This window comes from Bradyrhizobium sp. 17, from assembly GCF_023073515.1.
GTDB classification, from domain to species: Bacteria; Pseudomonadota; Alphaproteobacteria; order Rhizobiales; family Xanthobacteraceae; genus Bradyrhizobium; species Bradyrhizobium canariense_D.
Genome location: NZ_JADPJQ010000066.1, coordinates 35,383 through 61,404, shown reverse-complemented (window position 1 = coordinate 61,404; position 26,022 = coordinate 35,383). Strand labels below are relative to the sequence as shown.

The 26,022-nt window shown below is 65.5% G+C and carries 20 protein-coding genes; 8 read left to right on the top strand and 12 right to left on the bottom strand.

Translation table 11 applies throughout. The annotated features are described in order from the left end of the window. Positions 1-97 precede the first annotated feature (97 nt). The 8 genes from IVB13_RS11495 (at position 98) to IVB13_RS11460 (ending at position 13,756) form a co-directional block, all read left to right on the top strand. Positions 98-2,602, top strand: a complete 2,505-nt coding sequence (locus IVB13_RS11495) for a PAS domain-containing sensor histidine kinase (RefSeq protein ID WP_018455773.1) — start codon at positions 98-100, stop codon at positions 2,600-2,602. Beyond that, on the top strand, positions 2,599-4,143 hold the full coding sequence (locus tag IVB13_RS11490; protein ID WP_018455772.1) for a bifunctional tRNA (adenosine(37)-N6)-threonylcarbamoyltransferase complex ATPase subunit type 1 TsaE/phosphotransferase: 1,545 nt from the start codon (positions 2,599-2,601) through the stop codon (positions 4,141-4,143). Before IVB13_RS11495 ends, IVB13_RS11490 begins: the two co-directional genes overlap by 4 nt. Before the next feature lie 129 nt (positions 4,144-4,272). Beyond that, positions 4,273-4,590 carry a PilZ domain-containing protein gene (locus tag IVB13_RS11485; protein WP_018455771.1) on the top strand — a complete coding sequence of 106 codons (318 nt, stop codon included), beginning with the start codon at positions 4,273-4,275 and terminating at the stop codon, positions 4,588-4,590. Between the two features lie 124 nt (positions 4,591-4,714). Further along, positions 4,715-5,437 (top strand): nucleotidyltransferase family protein, encoded by a 723-nt coding sequence (locus IVB13_RS11480; RefSeq protein WP_018455770.1) that lies wholly within the window; start codon positions 4,715-4,717, stop codon positions 5,435-5,437. Between the two features lie 127 nt (positions 5,438-5,564). Next, positions 5,565-8,711, top strand: a complete 3,147-nt coding sequence (gene addB / locus IVB13_RS11475; RefSeq protein ID WP_247295872.1) for a double-strand break repair protein AddB — start codon at positions 5,565-5,567, stop codon at positions 8,709-8,711. Then, entirely contained in the window at positions 8,705-12,214 is a 3,510-nt protein-coding gene (gene addA, locus IVB13_RS11470; protein ID WP_018455768.1) for a double-strand break repair helicase AddA, read from the top strand. The genes addB and addA overlap by 7 nt, the downstream gene beginning before the upstream one ends. Positions 12,215-12,276: 62 nt before the next feature. Next, positions 12,277-12,597: a thioredoxin gene (gene trxA / locus IVB13_RS11465; RefSeq protein WP_007598398.1), complete on the top strand. Its 321-nt coding sequence runs from the start codon at positions 12,277-12,279 to the stop codon at positions 12,595-12,597. A gap of 145 nt (positions 12,598-12,742) precedes the next feature. Continuing rightward, entirely contained in the window at positions 12,743-13,756 is a 1,014-nt protein-coding gene (locus IVB13_RS11460) for an ATP-dependent DNA ligase (RefSeq protein ID WP_018455767.1), read from the top strand. A gap of 9 nt (positions 13,757-13,765) precedes the next feature. On the opposite strand, the gene IVB13_RS11455 is transcribed toward IVB13_RS11460, so the two are convergent. From IVB13_RS11455 to aroA, 12 genes are all read right to left on the bottom strand, one after another. Beyond that, positions 13,766-14,506 (bottom strand): metallophosphoesterase family protein, encoded by a 741-nt coding sequence (locus IVB13_RS11455; RefSeq protein ID WP_083926409.1) that lies wholly within the window; start codon positions 14,504-14,506, stop codon positions 13,766-13,768. A 31-nt stretch (positions 14,507-14,537) separates the two neighbouring features. Next, positions 14,538-15,881, bottom strand: a complete 1,344-nt coding sequence (locus IVB13_RS11450; RefSeq protein WP_204513029.1) for a folylpolyglutamate synthase/dihydrofolate synthase family protein — start codon at positions 15,879-15,881, stop codon at positions 14,538-14,540. Continuing rightward, positions 15,878-16,819, bottom strand: coding sequence for an acetyl-CoA carboxylase, carboxyltransferase subunit beta (accD, locus tag IVB13_RS11445; RefSeq protein WP_018455765.1), 942 nt, complete (start codon positions 16,817-16,819; stop codon positions 15,878-15,880). The genes IVB13_RS11450 and accD overlap by 4 nt, the downstream gene beginning before the upstream one ends. A gap of 124 nt (positions 16,820-16,943) precedes the next feature. Beyond that, on the bottom strand, positions 16,944-17,780 hold the full coding sequence (gene trpA / locus IVB13_RS11440) for a tryptophan synthase subunit alpha (RefSeq protein WP_018455764.1): 837 nt from the start codon (positions 17,778-17,780) through the stop codon (positions 16,944-16,946). Continuing rightward, positions 17,777-18,994 (bottom strand): tryptophan synthase subunit beta, encoded by a 1,218-nt coding sequence (gene trpB / locus IVB13_RS11435; RefSeq protein WP_018455763.1) that lies wholly within the window; start codon positions 18,992-18,994, stop codon positions 17,777-17,779. Before trpB ends, trpA begins: the two co-directional genes overlap by 4 nt. After that, on the bottom strand, positions 18,991-19,662 hold the full coding sequence (locus IVB13_RS11430; RefSeq protein WP_018455762.1) for a phosphoribosylanthranilate isomerase: 672 nt from the start codon (positions 19,660-19,662) through the stop codon (positions 18,991-18,993). The genes trpB and IVB13_RS11430 overlap by 4 nt, the downstream gene beginning before the upstream one ends. A gap of 82 nt (positions 19,663-19,744) precedes the next feature. Further along, positions 19,745-20,137 (bottom strand): lipopolysaccharide assembly protein LapA domain-containing protein, encoded by a 393-nt coding sequence (locus tag IVB13_RS11425; RefSeq protein WP_204513028.1) that lies wholly within the window; start codon positions 20,135-20,137, stop codon positions 19,745-19,747. 71 nt (positions 20,138-20,208) lie between these two features. Further along, positions 20,209-20,514: an integration host factor subunit beta gene (locus IVB13_RS11420; protein WP_007598410.1), complete on the bottom strand. Its 306-nt coding sequence runs from the start codon at positions 20,512-20,514 to the stop codon at positions 20,209-20,211. Between the two features lie 172 nt (positions 20,515-20,686). After that, positions 20,687-21,667, bottom strand: coding sequence for a signal peptide peptidase SppA (sppA, locus tag IVB13_RS11415; protein ID WP_018455760.1), 981 nt, complete (start codon positions 21,665-21,667; stop codon positions 20,687-20,689). 264 nt (positions 21,668-21,931) lie between these two features. Then, positions 21,932-23,638: a 30S ribosomal protein S1 gene (rpsA, locus tag IVB13_RS11410; RefSeq protein ID WP_027566167.1), complete on the bottom strand. Its 1,707-nt coding sequence runs from the start codon at positions 23,636-23,638 to the stop codon at positions 21,932-21,934. Between the two features lie 267 nt (positions 23,639-23,905). After that, on the bottom strand, positions 23,906-24,544 hold the full coding sequence (gene cmk / locus IVB13_RS11405) for a (d)CMP kinase (protein WP_018455758.1): 639 nt from the start codon (positions 24,542-24,544) through the stop codon (positions 23,906-23,908). After that, complete coding sequence (gene aroA / locus IVB13_RS11400; RefSeq protein ID WP_018455757.1) at positions 24,541-25,878, bottom strand: 3-phosphoshikimate 1-carboxyvinyltransferase; 1,338 nt, start codon at positions 25,876-25,878, stop codon at positions 24,541-24,543. Before aroA ends, cmk begins: the two co-directional genes overlap by 4 nt. Between the last annotated feature and the right edge of the window lie 144 nt (positions 25,879-26,022).

The window sequence follows — 26,022 nt, the reverse complement described above, 5'->3', positions numbered from 1 at the left end:
TGGACTCTTACCGGTGGAGTCACGGTGAGGGTATTGTCGTTTGATTCGCGCGCGACGGGGGTCGCCGCGCGCAAATTCGTGCGATCTTGGGGCAACTATGTCAGGCGTGATCGTGTCGATGCGTCGGACGCTGCTGTCGTGCACATCGCTGGTGCGCAACGGCTTGTTGGGAAGCGCTCTCGCGGCGCTGCTGCCGGCTGCGCCGGCTGAGGCCGCCGACCTCGTCGACACACTCTCAACGTTGCTGGATTTCAACCGGCAGGAGCTCGCGGTGCTGGCCACCGCGCTGGCCTTGCTCGGCTTCTCGGTGGTCGCCGCGATCCTCCTGATGCGCACGCGCGTGCGCACGGCGAAGAACGAGGCGCGGCTGCGCGCCCGGATCGGGGAACTCCAGCTCCAGGCCGACCGCTTCGGCGCATTGCTGTTCGCCGAGCCGCAGATCCTGATCTCTTGGCCGGCCGGCGACAATCGCGCGCAGATCTCCGGTGACATCTCCATGGTGCTGCCGCGCGACTCCTCTCCGCAGCGCGTGCTCGCGTTTGGAACCTGGTTGCCGCCGGAACCGGCGCTGCAGATGGATCACGCCGTCGATGCGCTGCGCGACCGCGGCGACGGGTTCCAGCTGACGCTCACCACCGCGCATGGCCACACGCTGGAGGCCATCGGCCGCGCCATCGGTGGCCAAGCCATCGTCAGGATTCGCGAACTCTCGGGGCTCCGCCGCGATCTGGCCGAGACCAATCTGCGTTACAAGGCACTTTCCGACGAGACGGAGATGTTGCGCGGCTTCGCGACCGCCGCCCCCTGGCCGATCTGGGCCAAGGGCGAGAACGGCGCGCTGGCTTATGCCAATCCCGCCTATGTCCGTGCGACCGAGGCGGCGAGCATCACCGACGCCCAGGAGCGCAAGCTCGAGCTGCTCGACAGCGCCGACCGCACCGCGATGGAGCGGGGACTGAAGGAAGCGGCCAATTTCACCTCGCGGCTGCCGATCGTGATCGGCGGCGAGCGGCGCATCTATGATGTGCGCGCCGTCAATGTCGGTGGCGGCAATGTCGGCGTTGCCATCGATGCCAGCGAGGCGGATGCCTTGAGCTCGGCGCTGGTGCGGATGGCGGAGGCGCATCGCCGTACGCTGGACCAGCTCTCCTCGGGCGTTGCCGTGTTCGATGGCCAGCGCCGGCTTGCCTTCTACAATGATTCCTACCGCCAGCTGTGGGACCTCGACCGCACCTTTCTCGACGCCAACCCCGATGATTCCAGCGTGCTCGACAAGCTTCGCGCCGCGCGCAAATTGCCGGAGCAGCCGGACTTCCGCGCCTGGAAGGCCAAGCTGCACGAGGCTTATCGGGCGGTCGAGGCCGCCAAGGACACCTGGTATCTGCCCGATGGGCGCGCGCTCTCCGTCGTCACCACGCCGAATCCCGAGGGCGGCGTCACCTATCTGTTCGACGACGTCACCGAGAGCCTGGAGCTCGCCCGCCGCTTCGACGGCATGATCCGGGTCCAGCGTGAGACGCTGGATAGCCTCGCCGAGGGCGTTGCGGTGTTCGGCAGCAATGGCAGGGCGCAGCTGTTCAACCCGGCGTTCGTCCGGATGTGGAAGCTGTCCGCTGACGCCATGCGCGACGAGCCGCACATCCAGACGGTCGAGGGCTGGTGCCATCAGCTGTTCGACGACGCGATCGTTTGGCGGCAGATCCGCGAGGCCGTCACCTCGATCGAGAGCCGCGCCGACATTCCGCTGAAGCTTGAGCGCAAGGACGGCAGCGTGCTCGACGGCATGATCCGGCCGCTGCACGACGGCGCCACGATGCTGACGTTCCAGGACATCACCGACACCGAGAACGTCGAGCGCGCTCTGCGCGAGCGCAACGAGGCGCTGGAGGCGGCCGACCAGATGAAGGTGGATTTCGTCCACCACGTCTCCTACGAGCTGCGCTCGCCGCTCACCACCATCATCGGCTTTGCGCATTTCCTCAGCGATCCCTCGACCGGGCCGCTGACCCCGAAACAGGCCGAATATCTCGACTACGTCACCAAATCGACCAATGCGCTGCTGGCGCTGACCAACAACATCCTGGATCTCGCCACCATCGACGCCGGTGCCATGAAGCTGGAACTCGGCCCGGTCGACGTCAGCAAGACCATCGAGCTCGCCGCCGAGGGTCTTCAGGACCGGCTCGCCACCGACCGCATCCGCCTCAAGGTCGAGATCGCGCCCGATGTCGGCAGCTTCACCGGCGACGAGAAGCGCGTGGTGCAGGTGCTCTATAATCTCCTCGCCAACGCCGTCGGGTTTTCTCCACCGGATTCCACCGTCGGCATCAGCGCCCGCCGCACCGAACGCAGTGTGGTCTTCACTGTGACAGATTCCGGGCCTGGAATACCTGCCGACATGAAGGACAAGGTGTTCAACTGGTTCGAGAGCCGCTCGCAAGGCTCGCGTCATCGCGGCGCCGGGCTCGGCCTGTCGCTGGTGCGCTCCTTCGTCGAGTTGCATGGCGGCAATATCCGGGTGGATTCGATCGTGGGCAGGGGCACGGTCGTGATCTGTGACTTCCCGACCGACCAGGCGGCGCATCGCGACGCCGCCGAATGACTGCGCCAACCACATTCGCCGTCGCGCTCCGCAACGAGACAGCCACTGCGCAACTAGTGGCCGACCTCGCGCTGCTGGTCGGCCCCGGCGATGTCATCACGCTCACCGGCGATCTCGGGGCCGGCAAGACCGCGGCGGCGCGGGCCATGATCCGCTACCTCGCCGGCGACGATGCACTGGAAGTGCCGAGCCCGACCTTCACGCTGGTGCAGGGCTACGAGCTGCCACCGTTCCCGGTGATGCATGCCGACCTCTACCGCGTCGAGGACGAGAGCGAGCTCGAAGAGATCGGGCTGTCGCCGCTGCCGGAAGCAACCCTCGTCCTGATCGAATGGCCGGAGCGCGCGCCGTCGGCGATGCCTCAAGACCGCATCGACATCGCGCTGACGCACCGGCCGGCGCTGGGCTCGAATGCACGCGCCGCCGACATCACCGGCCATGGCAAGGCTGCCGCCATCGTCGCGCGGCTGCAGGCGCTGCGCGAATTCCTCGATGCATCCGGCTACATGGAGGCAACGCGCAAACGCATGGCGGGCGACGCCTCGACGCGCTCCTATGCGCGGCTGCAGCGCGACGACGAGATCGTCATCCTCATGAATTCGCCGCAGCGCCCCGATGGTGCTGCGATGTACAACGGAAAATCCTACAGCGCCGCGGTGCATCTCGCCGAAAACATCAAACCCTTCGTCGCCATCGACGAGGGCCTGCGCGCGCAGGGAATCTCGGCGCCCGCGATCCATCATTCCGACCTCGACCACGGGTTCCTGATCAGCGAAGACTTCGGCACCGAAGGCGTGATCGAGGGCGATCCGCCGCGCCCGATCGCCGAACGCTACGAAGCCGCGGCCGATCTGCTGGCCGTGCTGCACGGCAAGACGCTGCCGCAAACGCTGCCGCTCGGGCGGCAGACCTACGCCATTCCCGTCTTCGATATCGAGGCGCTGCTGATCGAAATCGGCTTGATGCCGGAATGGTACCTGCCTGATCGCAACGCGCCGCTGGACGACGCGAAGCGCGCCGAATTTTTCGCCATGTGGCGCGAGTTGCTGCAGAAGGCGCAGGCCGCGCCGAAGACCTGGATCATCCGCGATTATCACTCGCCGAATCTGATCTGGCTCAGCAATCGCACCGGCATCGAACGCGTCGGCGTGATCGATTTCCAGGACACCGTGCTGGGGCCGCAATCCTACGACGTGGTGTCGCTGCTCCAGGACGCCCGCATCGACGTGCCCGAGGCGATCGAGCTGACGCTGCTGTCGCGCTACATCAAGGCGCGCCGCGCCAGCGAGGCGAGCTTCGATGCGGCCGGCTTCGCCGAGCTCTACGCCATCATGTCGGCGCAGCGGAACACGCGTCTGCTCGGCACCTTTGCCCGCCTCAACCGCCGCGACGGCAAGCCGCATTATCTGCGTCACCAGCCGCGGATCTGGACCTATCTCCAGCGCTCCCTGGCGCATCCCACGCTCGCCCATCTGCGCGACTGGTATCTCGCCAACGTCCCGCCGCCCCAAAGGCAGGCCCAAGGCCCGGCCCAAGGCTGAGGCCCAAGGCGGAAAAGGCTAGTAGGGGCTGAAAAGGCTGATTCAGGGCTCGATTTACCGGCTGTTAGCCAAGACGCCGGTAACCTGGCGGCGGAGCAGCCGGATGATTACGGGGCTGGAGCAGGGCAGATGGCGGTGAAGACGGACCAGCGCGGCAACAGCCGGGTTGTTTTCGAGCGCGGGATCGCGGCCCAGATGATGGGTATCGACGGCACCTGGCGGCGCGATTGCACCATGGAGGACGTCTCCGACAGCGGCGCCAAATTGACCATCGACGGCTCAGTCGAAGGCCTGCATCTGAAGGAGTTTTTTCTGCTGCTGTCGTCCACCGGACTTGCGTACCGACGCTGCGAGCTCGCCTGGGTGAATGGTGACCAGATCGGCGTCAACTTTCTCAAGCTCGGTGACAAGAAGAAAAAGGCGCGGTCAACGTCCATCGGGGCGTAACGGCAACACCTGTCGTACAAGCGTCACGGCAGGTGGTTAAGGCGGTTAAGACGCGGTGCGGTCGGTCGAACCTCATGTTAGGATTGCTGCGAACGCGAGATCAGTAGGTCTGAGAAAGCGAAGGATGCCCGTCAAACCGACCAAAGCCATGGTGCTCGCCGCAGGGTTCGGCCTGCGCATGCGTCCGTTGACGGACAAGATGCCGAAACCGATGGTTCCGGTGGCCGGCCAGCCGCTGCTCGACCATGTGCTCGACAAGCTCGGTCGGGCCGGCGTGAGCGAGGCGGTGGTCAACGTGCATTACCTGCCGGACCAGATCATCGATCACACCGCATCCCGCCAGCATCCGCGCGTGACCATCTCGGACGAGCGCGACCAGGTGCTCGGCACCGGCGGCGGCGTGGTCAAGGCACTGCCGCTGCTCGGGGACGCACCGTTCTTTCACGTCAATTCCGACACGCTGTGGATCGACGGCGTACGCTCCAACCTGACGCGGCTCGCCGAAAACTTTGATCCCGCGCGGATGGACATTTTGCTGCTGATGGCGCCGACGGCGACCAGCATCGGCTATAGCGGCCGCGGCGATTACGGCATGCTGGCCGACGGTGCCCTGCGCAAGCGCAAGGAAAAAGAGGTCGTTCCGTTCGTCTATGCCGGCGCTGCGATTTTGTCGCCGTCGATCTTCGCCGATGCCCCCGCGGGCGAGTTCTCGCTGACCAAGATGTTCGATCGTGCCAACGAGCAGGAGCGGCTGTTCGGCCTTCGCCTCGACGGCGTCTGGATGCATGTCGGCACGCCTGATGCCGTGCACGCGGCGGAAGAGGCGTTTCTGGAGAGCGTGGCGTAGGGCTGCGCCATTGTCCCCTACGGCACCTGTTCTGGTCCGGCAAACAGCGGGGACTATCCCACCTCCGCCCATGACCATTTGACTCCGCCTCCCTATATTGGCGCCTGATTCCCGAATCAGGCAGCTCATGCGCGTTTTCAGCGTTCCCATCTCAGTTCCGTTCCTGCGCACCGTCGTCTCAGGCTTGCTCGACGGCCGGCTGGTCGAGGGCTTTGAGGCACGCAAGGAGCCGGCACGGCTGGCGGATGCCACGCTGTACCTGCCGACACGGCGCGCCATGCGCGTCGTCCGCGAGATCTTCCTCGACGAGATGAAGGCGGAGGCTGTCGTGCTGCCGCGGATCGTCGCGCTCGGCGACATCGACGAGGATGAGCTCGCTTTCGCCGATGAGGGCGAACAGTTTTCCGGCGCAACGCCGCTCGACATTCCGCCGCGGCTCGGCGAGCTCGAACGGCGGCTGACACTGGCGCAACTCGTCGCGGCCTGGGCCAAGGGTCCGGTGCTGTCTCCGCTGGTCGTCGGCGGCCCCGCGTCGACGCTGGCACTGGCGTCCGATCTCGCGCGGCTGATCGACGACATGGTCACGCGCGGCGTCGACTGGAGCGCGCTCGATGGCCTCGTGCCCGATATGCTCGACCGCTACTGGCAGCATTCGCTCGAATTCCTGCGCATCGCGCGCATCGCCTGGCCCGGTCATCTCGCCGAAATCAAACGCATCGAACCCGCTGCCCGCCGCGACCTCCTGATCAATGCCGAAGCCAGGCGGCTGACCGTGCATCGCCATGGCCCCGTGATCGCGGCCGGTTCGACCGGCTCGATGCCGGCCACGGCAAGATTTCTCCACGCAGTCGCTTCGCTGCCGCATGGCGCCGTGGTGCTGCCCGGCCTCGACACTGATCTCGATGACGATGCCTGGCGCAGCATCGGCGGCGTCCGCGATGCGCTCGGCAAGTTCGCGGAGCATCCGGTCTCGAACCATCCGCAATATGCCATGCACGCGCTGCTGGATCGCTTTGGCATCAAGCGCAGCGACGTCGATATCCTCAAGCCTCCGGCGGAAGGCGGTCGCGATCTGCTCGCCTCCGAATCGATGCGGCCATCGGCCAAGACCGAGATCTGGCACGATCGGTTGAAGCAGCCGGATGTGGCCTTAAAGATCACCGGCGGTATGAAGAACCTCGCGGTTGTCGAAGCTCCCAACCCTGAAATGGAAGCGCTCGCCATCGCCATTGCGATGCGCGAGGCGCGGCACCTCGACAAATCCGCCGCACTTGTCACGCCCGATCGCGCCCTGGCGCGGCGGGTGATGGCCGCGCTGACCCGGTGGGATCTCGCATTCGACGATTCCGGCGGCGACGTCCTGATGGAAACCTCCGCCGGCGTCTTTGCCCGACTGACAGCTGAGGCTGCGACCAAGGGACTGGAGCCGCCGACGCTGCTCGCAATGTTGAAGCATCCGCTATGCCGGCTCGGCCGGGCCCCTGGCGCATGGAAGGCTGCGATCGAAGGCCTGGAGCTCGCCTTGTTGCGCGGCACGCGCCCGCCTGCAGGCACCGCCGGCCTCTTGCGCGAATTCAATCGCTTTCGCGAGGAGCTGGCCAAGCTGTGGCGCAGCGAAGTCTCCGCGCTGCATAAGGCCGAGCCGCGCGCACGTCTCAAGGCGGAAGACCTCGATCGCATCCAGGCGCTGATCGATGCCTTACGACAAGCCTTGGCGCCGATCGAGAGTCTTGCGTCATCAAAACCGTATGACTTCGCCGAACTCGCGCATCGGCATCGCGAGATCATGATCGAGCTGTCGCGCGACGAGCAGGGCATTTCCGTGGCCTTCGAGGACCGCGAGGGCCTCGCGCTCGCGAGCGCCTTCGACGATCTCCTGCGCGGCGGCACGACCAGCGGACTGATGGTCACGCTGCCCGACTACGCAGACGTGTTCCAGACCGCGTTCAGCGATCGCGCGGTGCGGCGGCGGGACAGGCCAGGCGCGCGGCTCCAGATCTACGGACCGCTGGAATCACGCCTGATGCAGGCCGACCGCATCATCGTCGGCGGGCTGATCGAGGGGGTCTGGCCACCGGCGCCGCGCATCGATCCGTGGCTGAGCCGGCCGATGCGGCACCAGCTGGGCCTCGATCTGCCGGAACGCCGTATCGGCCTCTCCGCGCATGATTTTGCGCAACTGCTGGGCGGCGACGAGGTCATCCTCACCCACTCCGCCAAGGCTGGCGGTGCCCCGGCGGTTGCCTCGCGCTTCCTGCACCGGTTGGAGGCGGTCGCGGGCGATGCGCACTGGAAGGCCGCGATTCGCGCGGGCGAGAAATACGTGCAGTTCGCAGCCGCGCTGGACCAGCCCGACGAGGTGAGGCCGATCAAGCAGCCCGAGCCGCGACCGCCACGCGCGACCCGGCCGCTCAGGATGTCTGTGACTGGGATCGAGGACTGGCTGCGCGATCCCTATACGATCTACGCAAAACACATTTTGCGGCTCGACGCGCTCGATCCCGTCGACATGCCGCTGTCGGCCGCCGACCGCGGCTCGGCGATCCACGATGCGCTCGGAGAGTTCACGGAACGCTACGCCACCGATCTGCCCGACGATCCGGCGCGCGTGCTGCGCGCGATCGGCGAAAAATACTTTGAGCCGCTGATGGAGCGACCCGAGGCGCGGGCGCTGTGGTGGCCGCGCTTCCAGCGCATCGCACGCTGGTTCGGCGAATGGGAGACGGCGCGGCGCGACGCGATCGAGGCGATCGCCGCGGAAACTCGCGGCGAGATCTCGATCCCGCTCGACCATGGGCGCAGCTTCCGTCTCTCCGCGCGCGCCGACCGCATCGAACGGCGCCGGGGCGGCGGCTACGCCATCCTCGACTACAAGACCGGCCAGCCACCGACCGGCAAGCAGGTCCGCATGGGCCTGTCGCCGCAGCTCACGCTGGAAGCCGCGATCCTGCGCGAGGGTGGTTTTCCCGACATCGATGCCGGCGCGTCCGTGAGCCAGCTCGTCTATGTTCGCCTGAGCGGCAACAATCCGCCGGGCGAAGAACGCATTCTCGAACTCAAGTTCAAGCAGGGCGACGAGCCGCAGCCGCCGGACACCGCGGCTGCCGAGGCCAGGGCCAAGCTCGAGGCGCTGATCCGCGCCTTCGAGGACGAGAACCAGCCCTATACCTCGTTGAACCTGCCGATGTGGACCAATCGCTACGGCGCCTATGACGATCTCGCCCGGATCAAGGAATGGTCCGCGGCCGGTGGATTGGGGATCGAGGAATGGTGAAGGCACCGCGCCCCATCCCGGATGAGGTGCGCGCCAGGCAAGCGCGCGCATCGGACCCGTCCGCGTCGGCCTTCGTGTCGGCCAATGCCGGCTCGGGCAAGACGCATGTGCTGGTGCAGCGCGTGATCCGCCTGCTGCTCGCGGGCGTGCCGCCGGAAAAGATCCTCTGCATTACCTTCACCAAGGCGGCTGCCGCCAACATGGCCGAGCGCGTGTTCACCACGCTCGGGCATTGGGTGACGCTCGACGACACGGCACTCGATGCGGCGATCCGCGCGGTCGGCATCCCGCATCCCACTGCAAAATTGCGGCGCGACGCACGAAAGCTGTTCGCCTGTGCGCTGGAGACGCCGGGCGGGCTCAAGGTGCAGACCATCCACGCGCTGTGCACGCGTTTGCTCCAGCAGTTTCCGTTCGAGGCCAATGTCCCCGCGCGCTTCGCCGTGATCGACGAGCGCGACCAGACCGACATGATGGAACGCGCCAATCTGAAGGTGCTGCTGGAGGCCGCGCGCGACCCAGACAGCGTGACCGGCCGCGCGCTGCTGACCGCGATGGCGAGCGCCGCCGATGTCACCTTCAAGGAGGTGGTGCGCGAGGCTTGCCTGAGCCGCGATCACTTCATGGCCTGGACCGATGAAGCCGGCAGCGCGGAGCTGGCTGCCGTGCAGATGGCAGCGGCGCTGGGGGTGGACGCGAACGATCGCATCGAGGACGTCGAGACGGAGATTGTCGACGGTCCGTTCCTGCCGCGATCGCGCTGGAACGAGATCGCCTTTGCGCTGGAGGACGGCAGCAAGTCCGACAACGACCAGGCCTGCCGGCTTCGCGAGGCAAAGGTCTTTTCCGGCGCCGCGCAGGTCGATGCCTATCTCAGCGTTTTCCTCACCGACGAAAAGCTGCCGCGCAAGGCGGTGCTGACCAAGAAGTTTTGCGATCACAACCCGTCCGTCGCCCGCCTGTTCGAGAACGAGGCGCAGCGCGTCGCCGGATTGGTCGAGACGCGCCGTGCGGTGACCATGCGCGACCGCACCGCGGCCCTGCTGCATATCGCGACCGCGGCTGCCGCAAACTACCGCCGCGAGAAGCAGGAGCGCGGGCTGCTTGACTATGACGACCTCATCGACAAGACGCTGGCGATGCTCGATCGCGTTTCCTCGGGCTGGGTGCATTACAAGCTCGACCGCGGCGTCGATCACGTGCTGATCGACGAAGCCCAGGACACAAGTCCGCGGCAGTGGGACATCGTCGCGCACATCATCTCGGAGTTCACCGCCGGCGAAGGTGCGCGCGAGGGCCTGAACCGCACCGTCTTCGCTGTCGGCGACGAGAAGCAGTCGATCTTCTCGTTCCAGGGCGCCCAGCCCCGGGAATTCGATGCACGCCGGCGCGAACTGCACCGCAAGTTCACGGCGGCCGGACTGAAATTCGATCCGGTCGCCTTCACCTATTCGTTCCGCTCCGGCGCCGCGATCCTGCATTCGGTCGACCACGTCTTCCGCGAGCCCGCGATCTACAAGAGCATCCATTCGCTCGAGACCGGTCATCCCCTGCACAATGCACTCGGCGATGCCGGCCCCAGCGTGATCGAGCTGTGGGACCTTGCGGAAGCCGACGACAGGCAGGAAATCGAGGGCTGGCGCGCGCCGTTCGACGGCGTCGCCGCCACCAGCCCCGAGGTGAAGCTCGCGCGCCGGATCCAAACCGAGATCAAGCGGCTGGTCGAGAGCGGCACGCTGACCGGGCACGAAGGCGAGCGGCGTCCCTTGCGCTATGGCGACATGCTGATCCTGGTGCGCCGGCGCGGCAATGCGTTCGATGCCGTGATCCAGGCGCTGAAGCATGCCAACGTTCCGGTCGCGGGCGCCGATCGGCTCAAGCTCACCGAGCACATCGGAATCATCGACCTGATGAACCTTGCCGATGCGCTGCTGCTGCCGCAGGACGATCTCGCGCTCGCGGTCGCGCTGAAGAGCCCGCTGTTCGGGCTCGATGACGACGATCTGTTCCAGCTGGCCCATGACCGCAAGGGATCGCTGCGCCGCGCGCTTGGCGAGCATGCCACGACAAGCGAGACATTCGCTGCGGCGTTGCGAGGCCTCGAAGCCTGCGAAACGCGGGCGCGCGAGGAGACGCCGTTCGCCTTTTACGCCTGGTTGCTCGGGGGAGACGGCGGACGCGCGCGCATGCTGCGCCGGCTCGGTCATGAGGCCAATGACGCGCTCGATGAGTTCCTGGAGCTGGCGCTGAACTACGAGCGCAAGGCGCCCGCCTCGCTGCAGGGTTTCATGGCCTGGCTGCGCTCGGCCGATACCGAGGTGAAGCGCGACATGGAGATCTCCCGCGATGAGGTGCGGGTGATGACCGTGCACGGCGCCAAGGGCCTGGAGGCCTCGGTCGTGTTCATGGTCGACACTACATCGTCGCCAGCGGATTCGCAGCGGCTGCGGCTGATCCATGTCCCGCGCGGCAATGGCGGCGAGGTGGTGGTCTGGGCCGGACGCAAGGCGGATGATCCCAAACCCGTCGTCGAGGCGCGCAAGGCGATGCTCGAGGAGACCGAGGACGAATATCGCCGCCTGCTCTACGTCGCGATGACGCGCGCCGCCGACCGGCTCATCGTCGGCGGCTGCATGCCCGGCAACATGAAGACGGTTCGCAAGCTGAGCTGGTACGATCTGGTCGACACCGGGCTCGCCGGCTCGGGCCTGACGAAAGAGACGATCGAGACGCCGCTGGGAAAGGCGACGCGCTTCTCCCGACCGGAGGATGTCGTGGCGCTGGGCACGCCCGCGGCCTCGTTGGACCAGGCGACCGCGCTCCCGGACTGGCTGCGGACGCCGGCACCGCGCGACACCATCGACGACGATCCGGTGCGCCCCTCCGGCCAGCCGTCCGGGGACGGCCGCGCCGTGCAGTCGGGCGAATCAGTGCAGTCCCGCGCGCTCGCGCTGCAACGCGGCACGCTGGTGCACCGGCTATTGCAATCGCTCCCCGACATCGCCACTGAGCGCCGACGCGAGGCCGCGCTCGGCTTCATGGCGCGCAACGCGGCGGATTGGGCGGAGGCCGACCGGACCGCGCTGGCCGACAAGGTGCTCGGCTTGATCGCCGAGCCACGGTTTGCGCCCGTGTTTGCGGCCGGCAGCCGGGCGGAGGTCGCGATCGTCGGCCGGCTGGAACGGCCGGGCCACGCCCGGGCGCTGGTGTCGGGGCAGATCGACCGGTTGGTCGTTCGGCCGGATGAGGTCCTGATCGTCGATTTCAAGACCAATCAGGCGGCTCCCAGGAGCGCCGATGCGGCGCCCGCCGCCTATGTCCGGCAGCTTGCGCTCTATCGGGCGGTGCTATCGCGGCTTTATCCCCAAAAGCCTGTCCGCGCCGTCCTGCTTTGGACCGAGGCCCTTGAATATATGGAGATTTCGGCTCCCGCGCTGGACGCGGCGCTGGCATCTCTTCATCTCGGTGTGAGCGTCCTTGACCCGGCAAGGAGCCATTCATAGGTTGACGCCATGATCTTGGCGCGATTCCCGTCGCGCCGTTCTCTCAGGTACGAGGTACTCCCATGGCCGTTGGTAAGGTTTCTGACACCGATTTCGAAGCCGAAGTGCTCAAGGCAAACGGCCCCGTGGTCGTCGATTTCTGGGCCGAATGGTGCGGCCCCTGCCGCATGATCGCACCCGCGCTCGACGAGATCGCCGGCGCGATGGGCGACAAGGTCAAGATCGTGAAGCTCAACGTCGACGAGAGCCCGAAGACCGCGTCGAAATATGGCGTGATGTCGATCCCGACCCTGATGATCTTCAAGGGCGGCGAGATGGCCTCCCGCCAGGTCGGCGCGGCGCCGAAGGCGAAGCTGCAGCAGTGGATCACTTCCGCGGTCTGATCCGCCGCGCGCAAGATTATTTTTGGAAACGGCCGGCGAAAGTCGGCCGTTTCGCGTTGATGGGACATGTCCAGCGTATGATGAGTCCCGCCTGTTGCCTCCTCCTCCCGCAAAACGCGCGCGAAAGTCGGACCCCCTCGTGGCGATGGAGGCGCGCTCGGTCGACGCGATCCCGCGCGGCAAGGAGTGGCAATACGAGCCGAAATGGGATGGCTTTCGTTGCCTGCTCTCGCGCAACGGCGGCAGCATTGATCTGCGCTCGAAATCCGGTGAAGACCTTGCGCGTTATTTCCCCGAGATCGTCGCCGCGGCGCTGAAGCTGAAGGCGGATCGCTTCACCCTCGACGGCGAGATCGTCGTGCCGCACGGCAAGGGGTTTTCCTTCGACGCGCTGCTGCAACGCATTCACCCTGCGGCGAGCCGCGTGAAGAAACTCTCGGAGGAGACGCCGGCGCTCTATCTCGCCTTCGATCTGCTTGCGACGGCCAGGGAGAAGCAGCTTGCCGGGCAACCGCTGAGGGAGCGGCGACCGGCGCTGGAAGCGTTTGCCAAGGCGAATCTGAAAAGCAGCATCTTCCGCCTCTCACCGGCGACGACGAGCTACGCCCTTGCGAAAAAGTGGCTGGCGCAATCCGGCGGCGGCTCGGACGGCGTCATCGCCAAGCGCGTCGACCTGCCCTACCAGGCGGGAAATCGCGACGGCATGCAGAAGATCAAGAAATTCCGCAGCGCCGATTGCGTGGTCGGCGGTTTCCGCTATGCGACCAACAAGATCGCCGGCCGGAGCGTGGTCGGTTCGCTGCTGCTCGGGCTTTACGATGACGATGGTCTCCTGCACCATGTCGGCTTCACCTCGGCGATCAAAGCGGCGGAAAAGCCTGACCTGACCGATCGGCTTGAGGCATTGATCGGCGAGCCCGGCTTCACCGGCAACGCGCCGGGCGGCCCCAGCCGCTGGTCCACCGAGCGCTCGGCGAAGTGGTGTCCGCTCAAGCCGAAGCTGGTGATCGAGGTCTGCTATGACCATTTCAGCGGCGACCGCTTTCGCCACGGCACCTCGATCCTGCGCTGGCGCCTCGACAAGGCCCCGCGGCAATGCAGCTTCGAGCAGCTGAAGCAGAAGGCGGTGGATCCGATGAAGCTGCTAAAACAGCCGTAGCCGTAGCCGCTAGGCAAGCCATCCCGTCGCCAGCGCGTTCGCCAACTCCGGCTGGCCGTTGCGGCGAGCGAGCGTGGCCATCGCCTCGTGATCATAGACCACATGGCGGAACGTGACCTGCCAGGCACCATCGGTTAGCTCAAGGATCGCATAGCGCGCGTGCGGCGTGCCGGCCTCGACGACATGCGGGAACGGATGCTTGTCACGGAAGCCCGGGCCGCCCACGCTGCCGGGATTGACGATCAGCCTTCCGTCGCGAAGTCGCACGGCACGGGCGAGATGGGTGTGGGCGCACAGGATCAGCGATTGCGTGATGCCTTGCGCAAATTTCTCGATGCGATCGAGCGGCGACAGCGCCACCGCGCCGTCGGGATGCACGGTATCGAGCCAATAGACTTCGTCATTGTCGGGCGTCGCGTGGCAGAGGAACACCTGATCGCGAAAGACGCGCGTCATCGGCTGCGCGCGCAGCCAGTCGAGTTGCGCGGCATTGAGCGCGGCATGGGCCGGGCGATCCCACGAGCCCATCTTCTCGGGCGGACGGTCGAGCAGATAGCGGTCATGATTGCCGAGCACGTGCACGGCATCGAGCTGCATCAGGATTTCGATGGTCCGGCGCGCATCGAGCGGGCCGCTCAGCATGTCGCCGAGATTGACGATCTCGGAGACGCCTTGCGCGCGGATGTCGGCGAGCACAGCTTCCAGCGCCAGGTAATTTCCGTGGACGTCGGCAATCGCGGCAAAACGCATGGGTCTTCCCGTAGCTCGGATGGAGCGAAGACTATACAGGAGGCGTGCCGTTGATGGCGAGCACGTGGCCGGCGAGATAGAGCGAGCCGGTGATCAGAATGCGCGGCGGCACTTCGTAGGCGAGCTTCGCCAAGGCGCGCAGTGCGGCCTCCACGCCGGGCGCGGGCTCGACGCGCATGCCGAGGCTGCGGGCGGCATCCGTAAGGCGGTCGACCGGCATCGCGTTGTCGGTGTCGGGAATCGGCACTGCGATGATGTGACGGGTCAGACCGGCGAAATTGGCGAGAAAGCCTTTCGCGTCCTTGTTGGCCATCATGCCCACGATCACGACCAGCGGCCGCGACACCCGCTCTTCGAGATCGCCGAGCGCGGCCGCCGCGACGCGGCCGCCTTCCGCATTGTGGCCGCCGTCGAGCCAGATCTCCGAGCCCTGCGGGCCGAGAGCGAGCAGCTCGCCCGAAGCGATGCGCTGCATCCGCGCCGGCCATTCCGCACCGACGATCCCCGCCTCGAACGCCGCCTGGTTGATCTTGAAGGCGTTGGTGGCCCGCAACGTCGCGATGGCGAGACCGGCATTGTCGAACTGGTGCCGGCCGAACAGGCGCGGCGCTGTGAGATCCATCAAGCCGCGCTCATCGGAATAAACCAGCCGCCCGTTCTCGACATTGACATGCCAGCTCTCGCCCGCGGCAAACAACGGCGCGCGCATGCGCCTGGCCTGCGCCTCGATCACGGCCATCGCCTCAGCCGGCTGCTCGGCGCAAACCACGGGCACGCCACGCTTGATGATCCCAGCCTTTTCGCCCGCGATCGACGTCAAGGTGTCACCGAGGAAATCCATGTGGTCCATGCTGACAGGCGTGATCACGCAGGCCGCCGGCGCGTCAACCACATTGGTTGAATCAAGCCGACCGCCAAGGCCGACCTCCAGCAGAACCACATCGGCCGGGTTCCGCGCGAACAGATGAAATGCAGCCGCCGTCTTGAGCTCGAACACGGTGGCCGGCTCGCCGGCATTGACACGCTCGACCTCTTCCAGTGCCGCGCGCAACTCGTCGTCGCCGACCAGCACGCCGCCCCCGACGCGGCCGAGCCGGAAGCATTCGTTGATGCGAACGAGATAGGGTGAAGTGTAAGCGTGGACGCGCAGGTTAGCTGCCTCCAGCGTCGCGCGCAGATAAGCGAGCGTCGAGCCCTTGCCGTTGGTACCGGCGATGTGGATCACCGGCGGCAGCTTGCGCTCGGGATGACCGAGCCGCTCGAACAGGCGGTGCATCCGCTCCAGCCCGAGATCGATGCGTTTCTGGTGCAGGGCCGACAGCCGCCCGATCAATTCGTCGAGCGGCGGCTTTGCGCGGTCGGAGGAAGCGTTCACGCGTGCGGCGCGGCCGGCGCCGTTTCGGGAGCCGATACAATCTGCGCCGGACTGACGACCGGCTGCACCGGCTTTGACGCGGTCTCAAGCGCCGGCGCCCTGGTCAACAGTCGGCAGAGCCGCGCCAGGGTCGGGCGCAATTCGTGGCGATGCACGACCATGTCGATCATGCCGTGCTCCTTGAGGTATTCGGCGCGCTGAAACCCCTCGGGGAGTTTTTCGCGGATGGTCTGCTCGATCACGCGCGCGCCGGCAAAACCGATCAGCGCACCGGGCTCGGCAATCTGCACGTCGCCGAGCATCGCATAGGACGCAGTGACGCCGCCGGTGGTCGGGTTGGTCAGCACGACGATGTAGGGCTGTTTTGCTTCACGCAGCATCTGCACCGCGACCGTGGTGCGCGGCATCTGCATCAGCGACAAGATGCCTTCCTGCATGCGCGCGCCACCACTGGCGGCGAACACGATGAAGGGTGACTTCTTCTCGACCGCGAGCTCGAGCCCGCGCACGATGGCTTCGCCCGCGGCCATGCCGAGCGAGCCGCCCATGAAGTCGAAATCCTGCACCGCGACGACGACGGCGGCACCTTCGAGCTTGCCGTAGCCGACCTTGATCGCGTCGTTCAGATTGGTCCGCGCGCGGGCATCCTTGATGCGATCGACGTACTTCTTCTCGTCACGGAACTTGAGCGGATCGGGCGTGACGTCAGGCAGCGCGACGTCGTACCAGGTCTCATTGTCGAAAATCGACTTCAGACGCGCCACCGCATTCATGCGCATATGATAGTTCGAGCCGGGGATGACGAACTGGTTGGCCTCGACGTCCTTGTAGAACACGAGCTGTCCGGAATCCGGGCACTTGATCCACAGATTCTCCGGCGTCTCCCGCCGCAGCATGTTGCGGATCTTCGGCCGGACCACATTGGTAAGCCAGTTCATGGTTTGCTCCGATGTGCGATCCCGCCTGGGGACCACCTGAAGGGATATATGGCGGCCGGGACCCGGCCCGGCAAGCCGCCGTATCGTCCGCCTTGCTCGTCGGACTTGGCAGCGGAATTAAGGCCTATTCCGCCGCCTGTTGCGCGCCCTTGACGCCCTGGGCCAGTGCCGCCGTCAGCTCGGCGACGGCGTTGACGGTTTTGGCCGTCGCGCGCCCTTCCGCATCGAGGCTGTTCTTGAGCGCATCGACCAGCGCGGTGCCGACTACCGAGCCATTGGCCTTTTCGGCAATGGCGCGCGCCGCCTCCGGCGTGCGGATGCCGAAACCGACGCATATCGGGAGCTTGGTATGCCGCTTGATGCGCGCGACCGCGTCGCCAACGGCATTGGCGTCCGCCGCCGCTGCGCCGGTGATGCCGGCGATAGAGACATAGTAGACAAAGCCTGACGTGTTCGCGAGCACCGCGGGCAGGCGCTTGTCGTCGGTGGTCGGGGTCGCCAGGCGAATGAAGTTCAGGCCCGCCTTCAGCGCGGGAATGCAGAGCTCCTCGTCTTCCTCGGGTGGCAGATCGACGATGATCAGGCCGTCGACCCCGGCCGTCTTGGCATCAACCAAAAACTTGTCGACGCCGTAGATGTAGATCGGATTGTAATAGCCCATCAGCACCAGCGGCGTGACGTTGTCGTCCTTGCGGAAATCACGCACCAGTTCCAGCGTCTTCTTCAACGTCATGCCGTTCTTGAGCGCGCGCAGACCGGCAGCCTGAATCGAGGGACCATCCGCCATCGGATCGGTGAAGGGAATACCGAGTTCGATCACGTCGGCGCCTGCCTTGGGCAACGCCTTGACGATATTGAGCGACGTCGTGAGATCGGGATCGCCGGCCATCACATAAGTCACGAAGGCCGAGCGGCCGGCTTTCTTCAGCTCGGCGAAACGGGTGTCGATACGCGTGGTCACTTGCTCTTGCCCCTCAGGATGTCGCCGACCTGCGGGACGTCCTTGTCGCCGCGGCCGGAGAGGTTGACGACCATCAGGTGATCTTTGGTCCGCTTCGGCGCGAGCTCCATCACTTTGGCGATGGCATGTGCCGGCTCGAGCGCGGGGATGATGCCTTCCAGCTTTGACAGCAACTGGAACGCTGCGAGGGCCTCGTCGTCGGTCGCGGAGAGATAGTTCACGCGGCCGATCTCGTGCAGCCAGGAGTGCTCGGGGCCGATGCCGGGATAGTCGAGCCCGGCGGAGATCGAATGCGCGTCCTGGATCTGGCCGTCGGCGTCCATCAGGAGATAGGTGCGGTTGCCGTGCAGCACGCCGGGACGACCGCCCGCGATCGACGCCGCATGCAGTTGCGTCAGCCCGTGGCCCGCAGCTTCGACGCCGAAGATCTCGACGGTGGAATCGTCGAGGAACGGATGAAACAGGCCCATCGCGTTGGAGCCGCCGCCGATACAGGCGACCAGCGAATCCGGCAGGCGGCCTTCGATCTCCTGCATCTGCACCTTGGTCTCGTTGCCGATGATCGACTGGAAGTCGCGGACCAGCGTCGGATAGGGATGCGGACCCGCGACCGTGCCGATGCAGTAGAAGGTGTTGTGCACGTTGGTGACCCAGTCGCGCAGCGCCTCGTTCATGGCATCCTTCAGCGTGCGCGTGCCCGACTGCACTGGAATGACCGTTGCGCCCAACATCTCCATGCGGATGACGTTGGGCTGCTGCCGCTCGACGTCGACGGCGCCCATATAGACGATGCATTCCAGGCCGAAGCGCGCACACAGCGTCGCGGTGGCGACACCGTGCTGGCCGGCGCCGGTCTCGGCGATGATGCGCTTCTTGCCCATGCGTCGCGCCAGCATGATCTGGCCGAGCACGTTGTTCACCTTGTGCGAGCCGGTGTGGTTGAGCTCTTCGCGCTTGAGGTAGATCTTGGCGCCGCCCAGATGCTCGGTCAGACGCTCGGCGAAATAGAGCGGCGAGGGCCGGCCGACATAATTCTTGAGATAGCCGTTCATCTCGATCTGGAAGGCCGGGTCGACCTTGGCCTCGGTGTAGGCTTTCTCCAGATCGAGGATCAGCGGCATCAGGGTTTCGGCAACGAAGCGTCCGCCGAAAATGCCGAAATGGCCGCGCTCGTCGGGGCCGCTGCGATAGGAATTGGGTTTTGCAACATTCATCGGACGCTCAACTCTTGACTTGCATCTTGGCTTGCGCGCGCGGCGCGAATGAAGGCCTTGATCATCTCGGGGTCCTTCACGCCCGGGGCGCTCTCGACACCGGAGGAGACGTCGACGCCACCGGCCCGGGTGACGCGAACGGCTTCGGCGACGTTGTCGGCGCTGAGGCCGCCCGAGACCATATACGGCAACGCGAGCTCCAGGTTTCCGAGCAGATGCCAATCGAATGGTGCGCCGAGGCCGCCTGGCCGCGTTGCGTCCTTCGGTGCGCGCGCATCGAACAGGATGCGTTCGGCTATCTCGGCGTAACCGGGCAGCACGGCGAGATCCGCTGACGTTGCGACCGGCACGACCTTCATCACCGGACGACCGACCCGTTGCCTGATGTCGCGCAGCCGGGCCACGCTCTCCGTGCCATGAAGCTGGAAAATGTCCGGCGACAGCGCGTCCATGATGTTGTCGAGCGTGGCATCGTCGGCATCGACGGTGAGCGCGACCTTGAGCGCGCGCCGCTTCACCTGCCGGCCGAGCTCCCGGCCGGCTTCCAGCGACAAATGCCGCGGCGACGGCGGGAAGAACACAAAGCCCACCATGTCGGCACCCGCCTCGAGCGCCGTTTCGAGCGTCTCGGGCGTGGACAGGCCGCAGATTTTGACGAGCAAGGACATGTTCTCGACGGATATGGGCTCAAAGCAAATGGAGGGCCGCGGGTCCGCGGCCGGAAAACGGGCTTTTCGGTTGCGGCCGCTTCTACAACGTCGCGCGCTGCTTGTCTCGCCCGACGGGCCCGTAAAGCCCCACACCGGAGGGAACGGGGAGGCGCTGGGACTCAGGCCTTGCTGCGGCAGACTGGGCCCGCAGATCAGCCAGCTCGCCTCGCGCGGCCCGGGCATCCGCGTCATGCCGGCGCGCCGCACGCCGCCAGTGCCGCTGGCCGAACCAGACGGCACACCCGCCCACGAGGACCCCGAGCGCAGCCACCACGATCAGGAGCAGGAACAGCGGCAGCGTTGCCGAGAATGACGGGTCGTTGGAAACGAAGGGATCGAACGAGACCGTGACGAAATGCCGGTTGGCGACGGCAAAGACCATCAGGACCAGGCCCAGCGGAATCACGACCAGCGCGCTCAGGAATTTTCGCATCTCGGCTCGCTCGCCTTGAATCAAGGTTGCGGCCGCATCACTGGCGACCGCGGGAAACCCTGAGGTGGACCTCAGTCTGGCGCGCCTGGATCCGGATGGTCGCGATTCAGCCGTTCGCGCATTTCCTTGCCGGTCTTGAAGAACGGAACGCTCTTCTGATCGACAGGCACATGGGCGCCGGTGCGCGGATTGCGCCCTGCGCGCGCAGGGCGATGCTTGACCGAGAAGGCACCGAAGCCGCGCAACTCGACGCGATCACCGCGCGCGAGAGCCGCTACGATCTCTTCGAGAATCGCATTCACAATGTTCTCGACATCCCGCTGGTACAGATGCGGGTTGTGCTCGGCGATACGCTGAACAAGTTCGGATTTGATCATCGAGAGATAGGACCCGGGAGCGTGCGGACGACCATTTCCGTGAAAATACCGTGATCTGTCAAGACGCTAAATGAGGGTTGAGCGTCGTGAAAACACGTGACAAATGCCGAAAAAGCGGGCTGGACCTACACGCGCCGAACGGGAAAAACCTCTGTGGCTCGCCCGGTTCCGGTCAGTTCGACGCCGCCGGCTGCCACAAGGCGAGCATTCCATCCATTCCGAGCCGATCGACCGCCTGTGCGACGCCGGTTTGTCCGATTTGATGCGCAATCGAGCCTAAACCCAGTGCTTCCAGCGTTACTGCGGCCGCCGTCTTGAGGAACGGCAGATCGCTGAAGCGCGGCTGCAGCTTGTAATCGCGCACGGAGAGCCCCTTCTTGACGCCCTTCTGCTCGACCAGCCAGGTCACGGCGGTCTTCTCGTCGCCGATCTGATCGATCAGCTTGAGATCGATGGCCTGGCGTCCGGTGAAGACACGGCCATCAACCACTTTCTCGAGCTGCGTGTCATCCATGCCACGCCGTTCCTTCACCAATCCCTTGAACCAGGCATAGGAATCCTTCACCAACGCATCGAGCGCCGCCCGTGCCTCAGGGCTGGTTGGCTCGAAACCGTTGGGCGCGGCCTTCAGCGGCGTGGACTTTACCTCCTCGACCTTGACGCCGACGGTCTTCAACAGCTCCGAGACGTTCGGAAACTGGAACAGCACGCCGATCGAGCCGACCAGCGAGCTCTGCTGGGCGATGATGTGATCGCTGGCGATCGCGGTGATGTAGCCGCCGGAGGCGGCGAGGCCTTCGACGACGACAACGAGCGGCTTCTTTGCCTTCAACCGTACAAGCGAATCATAGAGCTGCTCGGAGCCGGCGGTGGTGCCGCCCGGCGAATTGATGTGAACGATGACGGCGGCGGCCTGCGAATTCTCCAGCCGCTCGAGCGCCTGGGTGCGATCGGAATCGCTGCGGATCAGGCCCTCGATCTGGACCCGCGCGATCGAGCCGGCGGACGCGAACGTGCCGCGCGCACCAGGCGTCGCGACCAGCGCGAAGCCTGCGATCGCCGCGATCGCGATCAGCGCGGCCAATACGCGCCAGAACGTCAGCTTGCGGCGGATCCTGCGGCGATCGACGATGATGTCCGAATCGAGTGACATCTCAATATCTCCAAATGAAAGGCCAGGCGCGTTGTGCCGTCGCAGCGTCGCCATTGGCTTATCTGGATACATCAATTGCGGCGCAATTAGAAGAAAACAAGGCCGGCTGCCGCGTAGCCCGGATGGAGCGCAAGCGTAATCCGGGGTTCTCGCCTCACGGAGAGGCTTTCCCGGATTTCACTTCGCCCCATCCGGGCGACGACCTCACTACAAAAAAGCCCCGGCTCGCGCCGGGGCTTTGATGCAGTGAAACCTGCGTTTCGCTTACTTGGTGTCGCGGTTCTTGAGCGCGGTGCCGAGGATGTCGCCGAGCGTTGCTCCCGAATCGGAAGAGCCGTACTGCGCGATGGCTTCCTTCTCTTCGGCGACTTCGAGCGCCTTGATCGACACCTGGACCTTGCGGGCCTTCTTGTCGAACTGGATCACGCGGGCATCGACCTTCTCGCCGACGGCGAAGCGTTCGGCGCGCTGATCGTTGCGGTCACGAGCGAGCTCCGAGCGCTTCACGAACGTGGTGAAGTCGGTACCGGTGATCTTCACCTCGATGCCGCTCTCCTTCACTTCGATCACTTCGCAGGTCACGACCGCGCCCTTCTTGACATCGCCCGGCTCGGCGAAGGGGTCGCCTTCAAGCTGTTTGATTCCAAGAGAAATGCGCTCCTTCTCGACGTCCACATCGAGCACCACGGCCTTCACCATGTCGCCCTTCTTGTAGTTGTCGATCACCTGCTCGCCCGGCTGCTTCCAGTCGAGGTCGGAGAGATGGACCATGCCGTCGACGTCGCCCTCGAGGCCCAGGAACAAACCGAATTCGGTCTTGTTCTTGACCTCGCCCTCGACCGTCGAACCGGTCGGGTGACCTTCGACGAAGACCTCCCACGGGTTGCGCATGGTCTGCTTGAGGCCGAGCGAGATGCGGCGCTTGACGGAATCGACTTCCAGCACCTGCACTTCGACTTCCTGCGAGGTCGAAACGATCTTGCCGGGGTGCATGTTCTTCTTGGTCCACGACATCTCGGAGACGTGGATCAGGCCTTCGATGCCCGGCTCGAGCTCGACGAACGCGCCGTAGTCGGTGATGTTGGTGACGCGACCGGTGAAGCGGGCACCCAGCGGGTACTTGGCTTCGATGCCCTGCCACGGATCGTCCAACAGCTGCTTCATGCCCAGCGAGATGCGGTGCGTCTCGTGGTTGATCTTGATGATCTTGACCTTCACGGTCTGGCCGATCGAGAGCACCTCGGTCGGGTGGTTGACGCGGCGCCACGCGATGTCGGTGACGTGCAGCAGACCGTCGATGCCGCCGAGATCAACGAACGCACCGTAATCGGTGATGTTCTTGACCACGCCGTCGATGACCTGACCCTCTTCGAGGTTCTGCACCAGCTCCTGACGCTGCTCGGCGCGGGTCTCTTCGAGAACCGTGCGGCGGGACACGACGATGTTGCCGCGGCGGCGGTCCATCTTGAGGATCTGGAACGGCTGCGAGTTGTTCATCAGCGGCGCAACGTCGCGGATCGGACGGATGTCGACCTGCGAACGCGGCAGGAAGGCCACGGCACCGTCGAGGTCGACGGTGAAGCCGCCCTTGACCTGGTTGAAGATGACGCCGTTGACCTTCTCGTTGTTCTGGAAGGCCTTCTCGAGCTTGCCCCAGCTCTCTTCGCGGCGCGCCTTGTCACGCGACAGCACGGCTTCGCCGAGGGCGTTCTCGATCCGATCGAGGAACACTTCCACCTCGTCGCCGACCTTGAGCTCGCTGTCACGGCCGGGGCCGGAAAATTCGCGCAGGGCAACGCGGCCCTCCGTCTTCAGGCCGACGTCGATGACGGCCATGTCCTTTTCGATTGCAACAACCTTGCCCTTGATGACTGAGCTTTCCTGCAGGTTGCCGCCTGCGAAGGACTCGTCGAGCATCGCGGCGAAATCGTCGCGCGACGGGCTATAGGTATCAGCAGAAGTCGAAGCCATTTGTTCTCCAGTTGCGGATGTCATGCCGGCCGTTGGGTTCTTGGGCGCACCGTACGCGCAGTGTCGGAAGGTCCGCAGAACCTTCGAGCGACCGCTCGCTGCTCCGACCTGGAGGGCGGAACAGCGGAAGCGGGCCGGCTGAGGCCCGCGCGTTCGATACGTGGAAATCTTTTGTCCGGAACCTGGATCGCGTCGGCCCCGAGCAGGGACCGAGAGTATCGACCTCAAAGAGCGGGAGCGGGCGCTTCCTCCAATGACGGCAGCGGCTTAACCCCGCGACCGGCCCGCTCGGACGGCCTCGATAATGTCGATGGCGGCCCGGACGCCGCCTTCTATATCCAGTTGGGAGTTATCTAGCAAGTAAGCATCCGGAGCCGGCTTCAGGGGGGCGATCGCCCGGTTCTTGTCGCGCTCGTCGCGCTGGATGATATCGGCGAGCACGGCCGCCTCGTCCGCCTCCTCGCCCCGCGCCTTGGCCTCCATGGTCCGGCGGCGGGCACGGACCTTGGGGTCGGCGACGACGAAGATCTTCACGTCGGCATGGGGGCAGATCACGGTTCCAATATCGCGCCCATCGAGCACGGCGCCGGGCGGATCGGCGGCGAATTGCCGCTGAAAGTTGATGAGGGCCTCGCGCACCTTGGGGATCGCCGAGACGATCGAGGCGCCCTCGCCGGCCTTCTGGGTCTTCAGGGCGGGATTGCCGAACTTTTCGGGATCGAGTTCCAGCGCCGCAGCGACCGCCGCCGCCTCGTCCCGGAGATCATGACCGGACTGCATCAGGGAATAGGCCACCGCGCGATAGATTACGCCGGTATCAAGGTGACGGTAGCCGTAATGGTGGGCAAGGCGCTTGCCGAGGGTGCCCTTGCCCGACGCCGCGGGCCCGTCGATGGCAATGATCATGAAAAATCGGCCCCAAGCGAACGCATCATCGGGATGAAATCCGGAAAACTGGTGGCGATGAAGGCGGTGTCATCGACGGTTACCGGCTGATCGGAGGCGCAGCCCATCACCAGCGCGGACATCGCGATGCGATGATCCATGTGGGTGGCCACCACGCCGCCGCCGGGAACGTGGCCGCGGCCTTCGACGATCAAATCGTCGCCGCAGACCTCGACCTTGACACCGTTGACGCGGAGCATGGCGGCGGTGGCCTCCAAACGGTCGGATTCCTTCACGCGCAGCTCCTGGAGGCCGCGCATGATGGTCGTGCCCTCGGCAAAGGCGGCCGCCACCGCCAGCACCAGATATTCGTCGATCATCGACGGTGCACGCTCCGGCGGCACCTCGACACCGCGCAATTTCGAGGCGCGTACCCGCAGCTTTGCCATCGGCTCGCCAGCGTCGCCACGAACTTCGCTTTCCTCGATCGAGGCACCCATTTCGCGCAGCGTGGTGAAAAGACCGGTGCGCAGCGGATTGGTCATGACGTCGGACAGGACGATTTCGGAGCCTTCGACGATCAGCGCAGCAACGATAGGGAACGCCGCCGACGAGGGATCGGCGGGCACGACGACATTGGCGCCATGCAGCTCCGGCTGCCCCACGAGCGTGATACGGCGGCCGTGCTGACCTTCTTGCACTGAGGTGATCTCGGCGCCGAAATGCTTGAGCATCAGTTCGGTGTGGTCGCGACTGGCCTCGGTCTCGATGACGGTCGTGGCGCCCGGCGCGGCCAGGCCCGCGAGCAGCACGGCGGATTTGATCTGGGCCGAGGCCACAGGCGTCTTGTAGGTGATCGGCAGCGGATCGCGCGCACCCTGGACGGTCAGCGGCAGACGGCCGCCCGCGCCGCCGGAGACGACCTTCGCGCCCATCTTTTCCAGGGGATCCAGGATCCGGCGCATGGGCCGGCTGCGCAGTGAGGCATCGCCGTCGAAAACCGCGGAGATCGGACAGCCGGCGACGGCGCCCATGACGAGCCGGCAGCCGGTGCCGGAGTTGCCGAAATCCAGCGGCGCTTTGGGCTCCGCGAAGCCTGCGACACCCACGCCGTTCACCTTCCAGGCGAAATCTCCGGTACGCTCGACCCCGGCGCCGAGCGCCTGCATGGATTTGGCGGTGTTAAGGACGTCCTCGCCCTCCAGGAGGCCCGAAATCCGCGTCTCTCCGACCGCGAGCGCGCCGAGGATGAGGGCACGGTGGGAGATCGACTTGTCTCCGGGCACCCTTACTTTCCCGGTCAGGGGACCGCTGGCGCGCGACTGGAGCGGCGTCGGCTTGTCGGAATCGGTCAAGTTTGTGTCCTTGGGTAGGCCCGAAACGTCCCTGTGGGACTCGCGGGGCAGGTACCACATGGTCTCCCCGCCGTCACGGGCATGTCGTTCTCCCGCAATGCGCTATTGACAGCGGGCCGCCAACTAGCCAAGTGAAGCACCGCT

Coding starts and splice junctions, on each gene's coding strand:
- IVB13_RS11425 (WP_204513028.1), bottom strand. CDS start 20,137: ATGCGAAAATTCCTGAGCGCGCTGGTCGTGATTCCGCTGGGCCTGGTC.
- trpB (WP_018455763.1), bottom strand. CDS start 18,994: ATGAATGTTGCAAAACCCAATTCCTATCGCAGCGGCCCCGACGAGCGC.
- addA (WP_018455768.1), top strand. CDS start 8,705: ATGGTGAAGGCACCGCGCCCCATCCCGGATGAGGTGCGCGCCAGGCAA.
- IVB13_RS11430 (WP_018455762.1), bottom strand. CDS start 19,662: ATGTCCTTGCTCGTCAAAATCTGCGGCCTGTCCACGCCCGAGACGCTC.
- sppA (WP_018455760.1), bottom strand. CDS start 21,667: ATGTCACTCGATTCGGACATCATCGTCGATCGCCGCAGGATCCGCCGC.
- IVB13_RS11490 (WP_018455772.1), top strand. CDS start 2,599: ATGACTGCGCCAACCACATTCGCCGTCGCGCTCCGCAACGAGACAGCC.
- rpsA (WP_027566167.1), bottom strand. CDS start 23,638: ATGGCTTCGACTTCTGCTGATACCTATAGCCCGTCGCGCGACGATTTC.
- IVB13_RS11460 (WP_018455767.1), top strand. CDS start 12,743: ATGGAGGCGCGCTCGGTCGACGCGATCCCGCGCGGCAAGGAGTGGCAA.
- addB (WP_247295872.1), top strand. CDS start 5,565: ATGCGCGTTTTCAGCGTTCCCATCTCAGTTCCGTTCCTGCGCACCGTC.
- accD (WP_018455765.1), bottom strand. CDS start 16,819: ATGAACTGGCTTACCAATGTGGTCCGGCCGAAGATCCGCAACATGCTG.
- IVB13_RS11455 (WP_083926409.1), bottom strand. CDS start 14,506: ATGCGTTTTGCCGCGATTGCCGACGTCCACGGAAATTACCTGGCGCTG.
- IVB13_RS11495 (WP_018455773.1), top strand. CDS start 98: ATGTCAGGCGTGATCGTGTCGATGCGTCGGACGCTGCTGTCGTGCACA.
- IVB13_RS11485 (WP_018455771.1), top strand. CDS start 4,273: ATGGCGGTGAAGACGGACCAGCGCGGCAACAGCCGGGTTGTTTTCGAG.
- IVB13_RS11420 (WP_007598410.1), bottom strand. CDS start 20,514: ATGATCAAATCCGAACTTGTTCAGCGTATCGCCGAGCACAACCCGCAT.
- cmk (WP_018455758.1), bottom strand. CDS start 24,544: ATGATCATTGCCATCGACGGGCCCGCGGCGTCGGGCAAGGGCACCCTC.
- IVB13_RS11480 (WP_018455770.1), top strand. CDS start 4,715: ATGCCCGTCAAACCGACCAAAGCCATGGTGCTCGCCGCAGGGTTCGGC.
- trxA (WP_007598398.1), top strand. CDS start 12,277: ATGGCCGTTGGTAAGGTTTCTGACACCGATTTCGAAGCCGAAGTGCTC.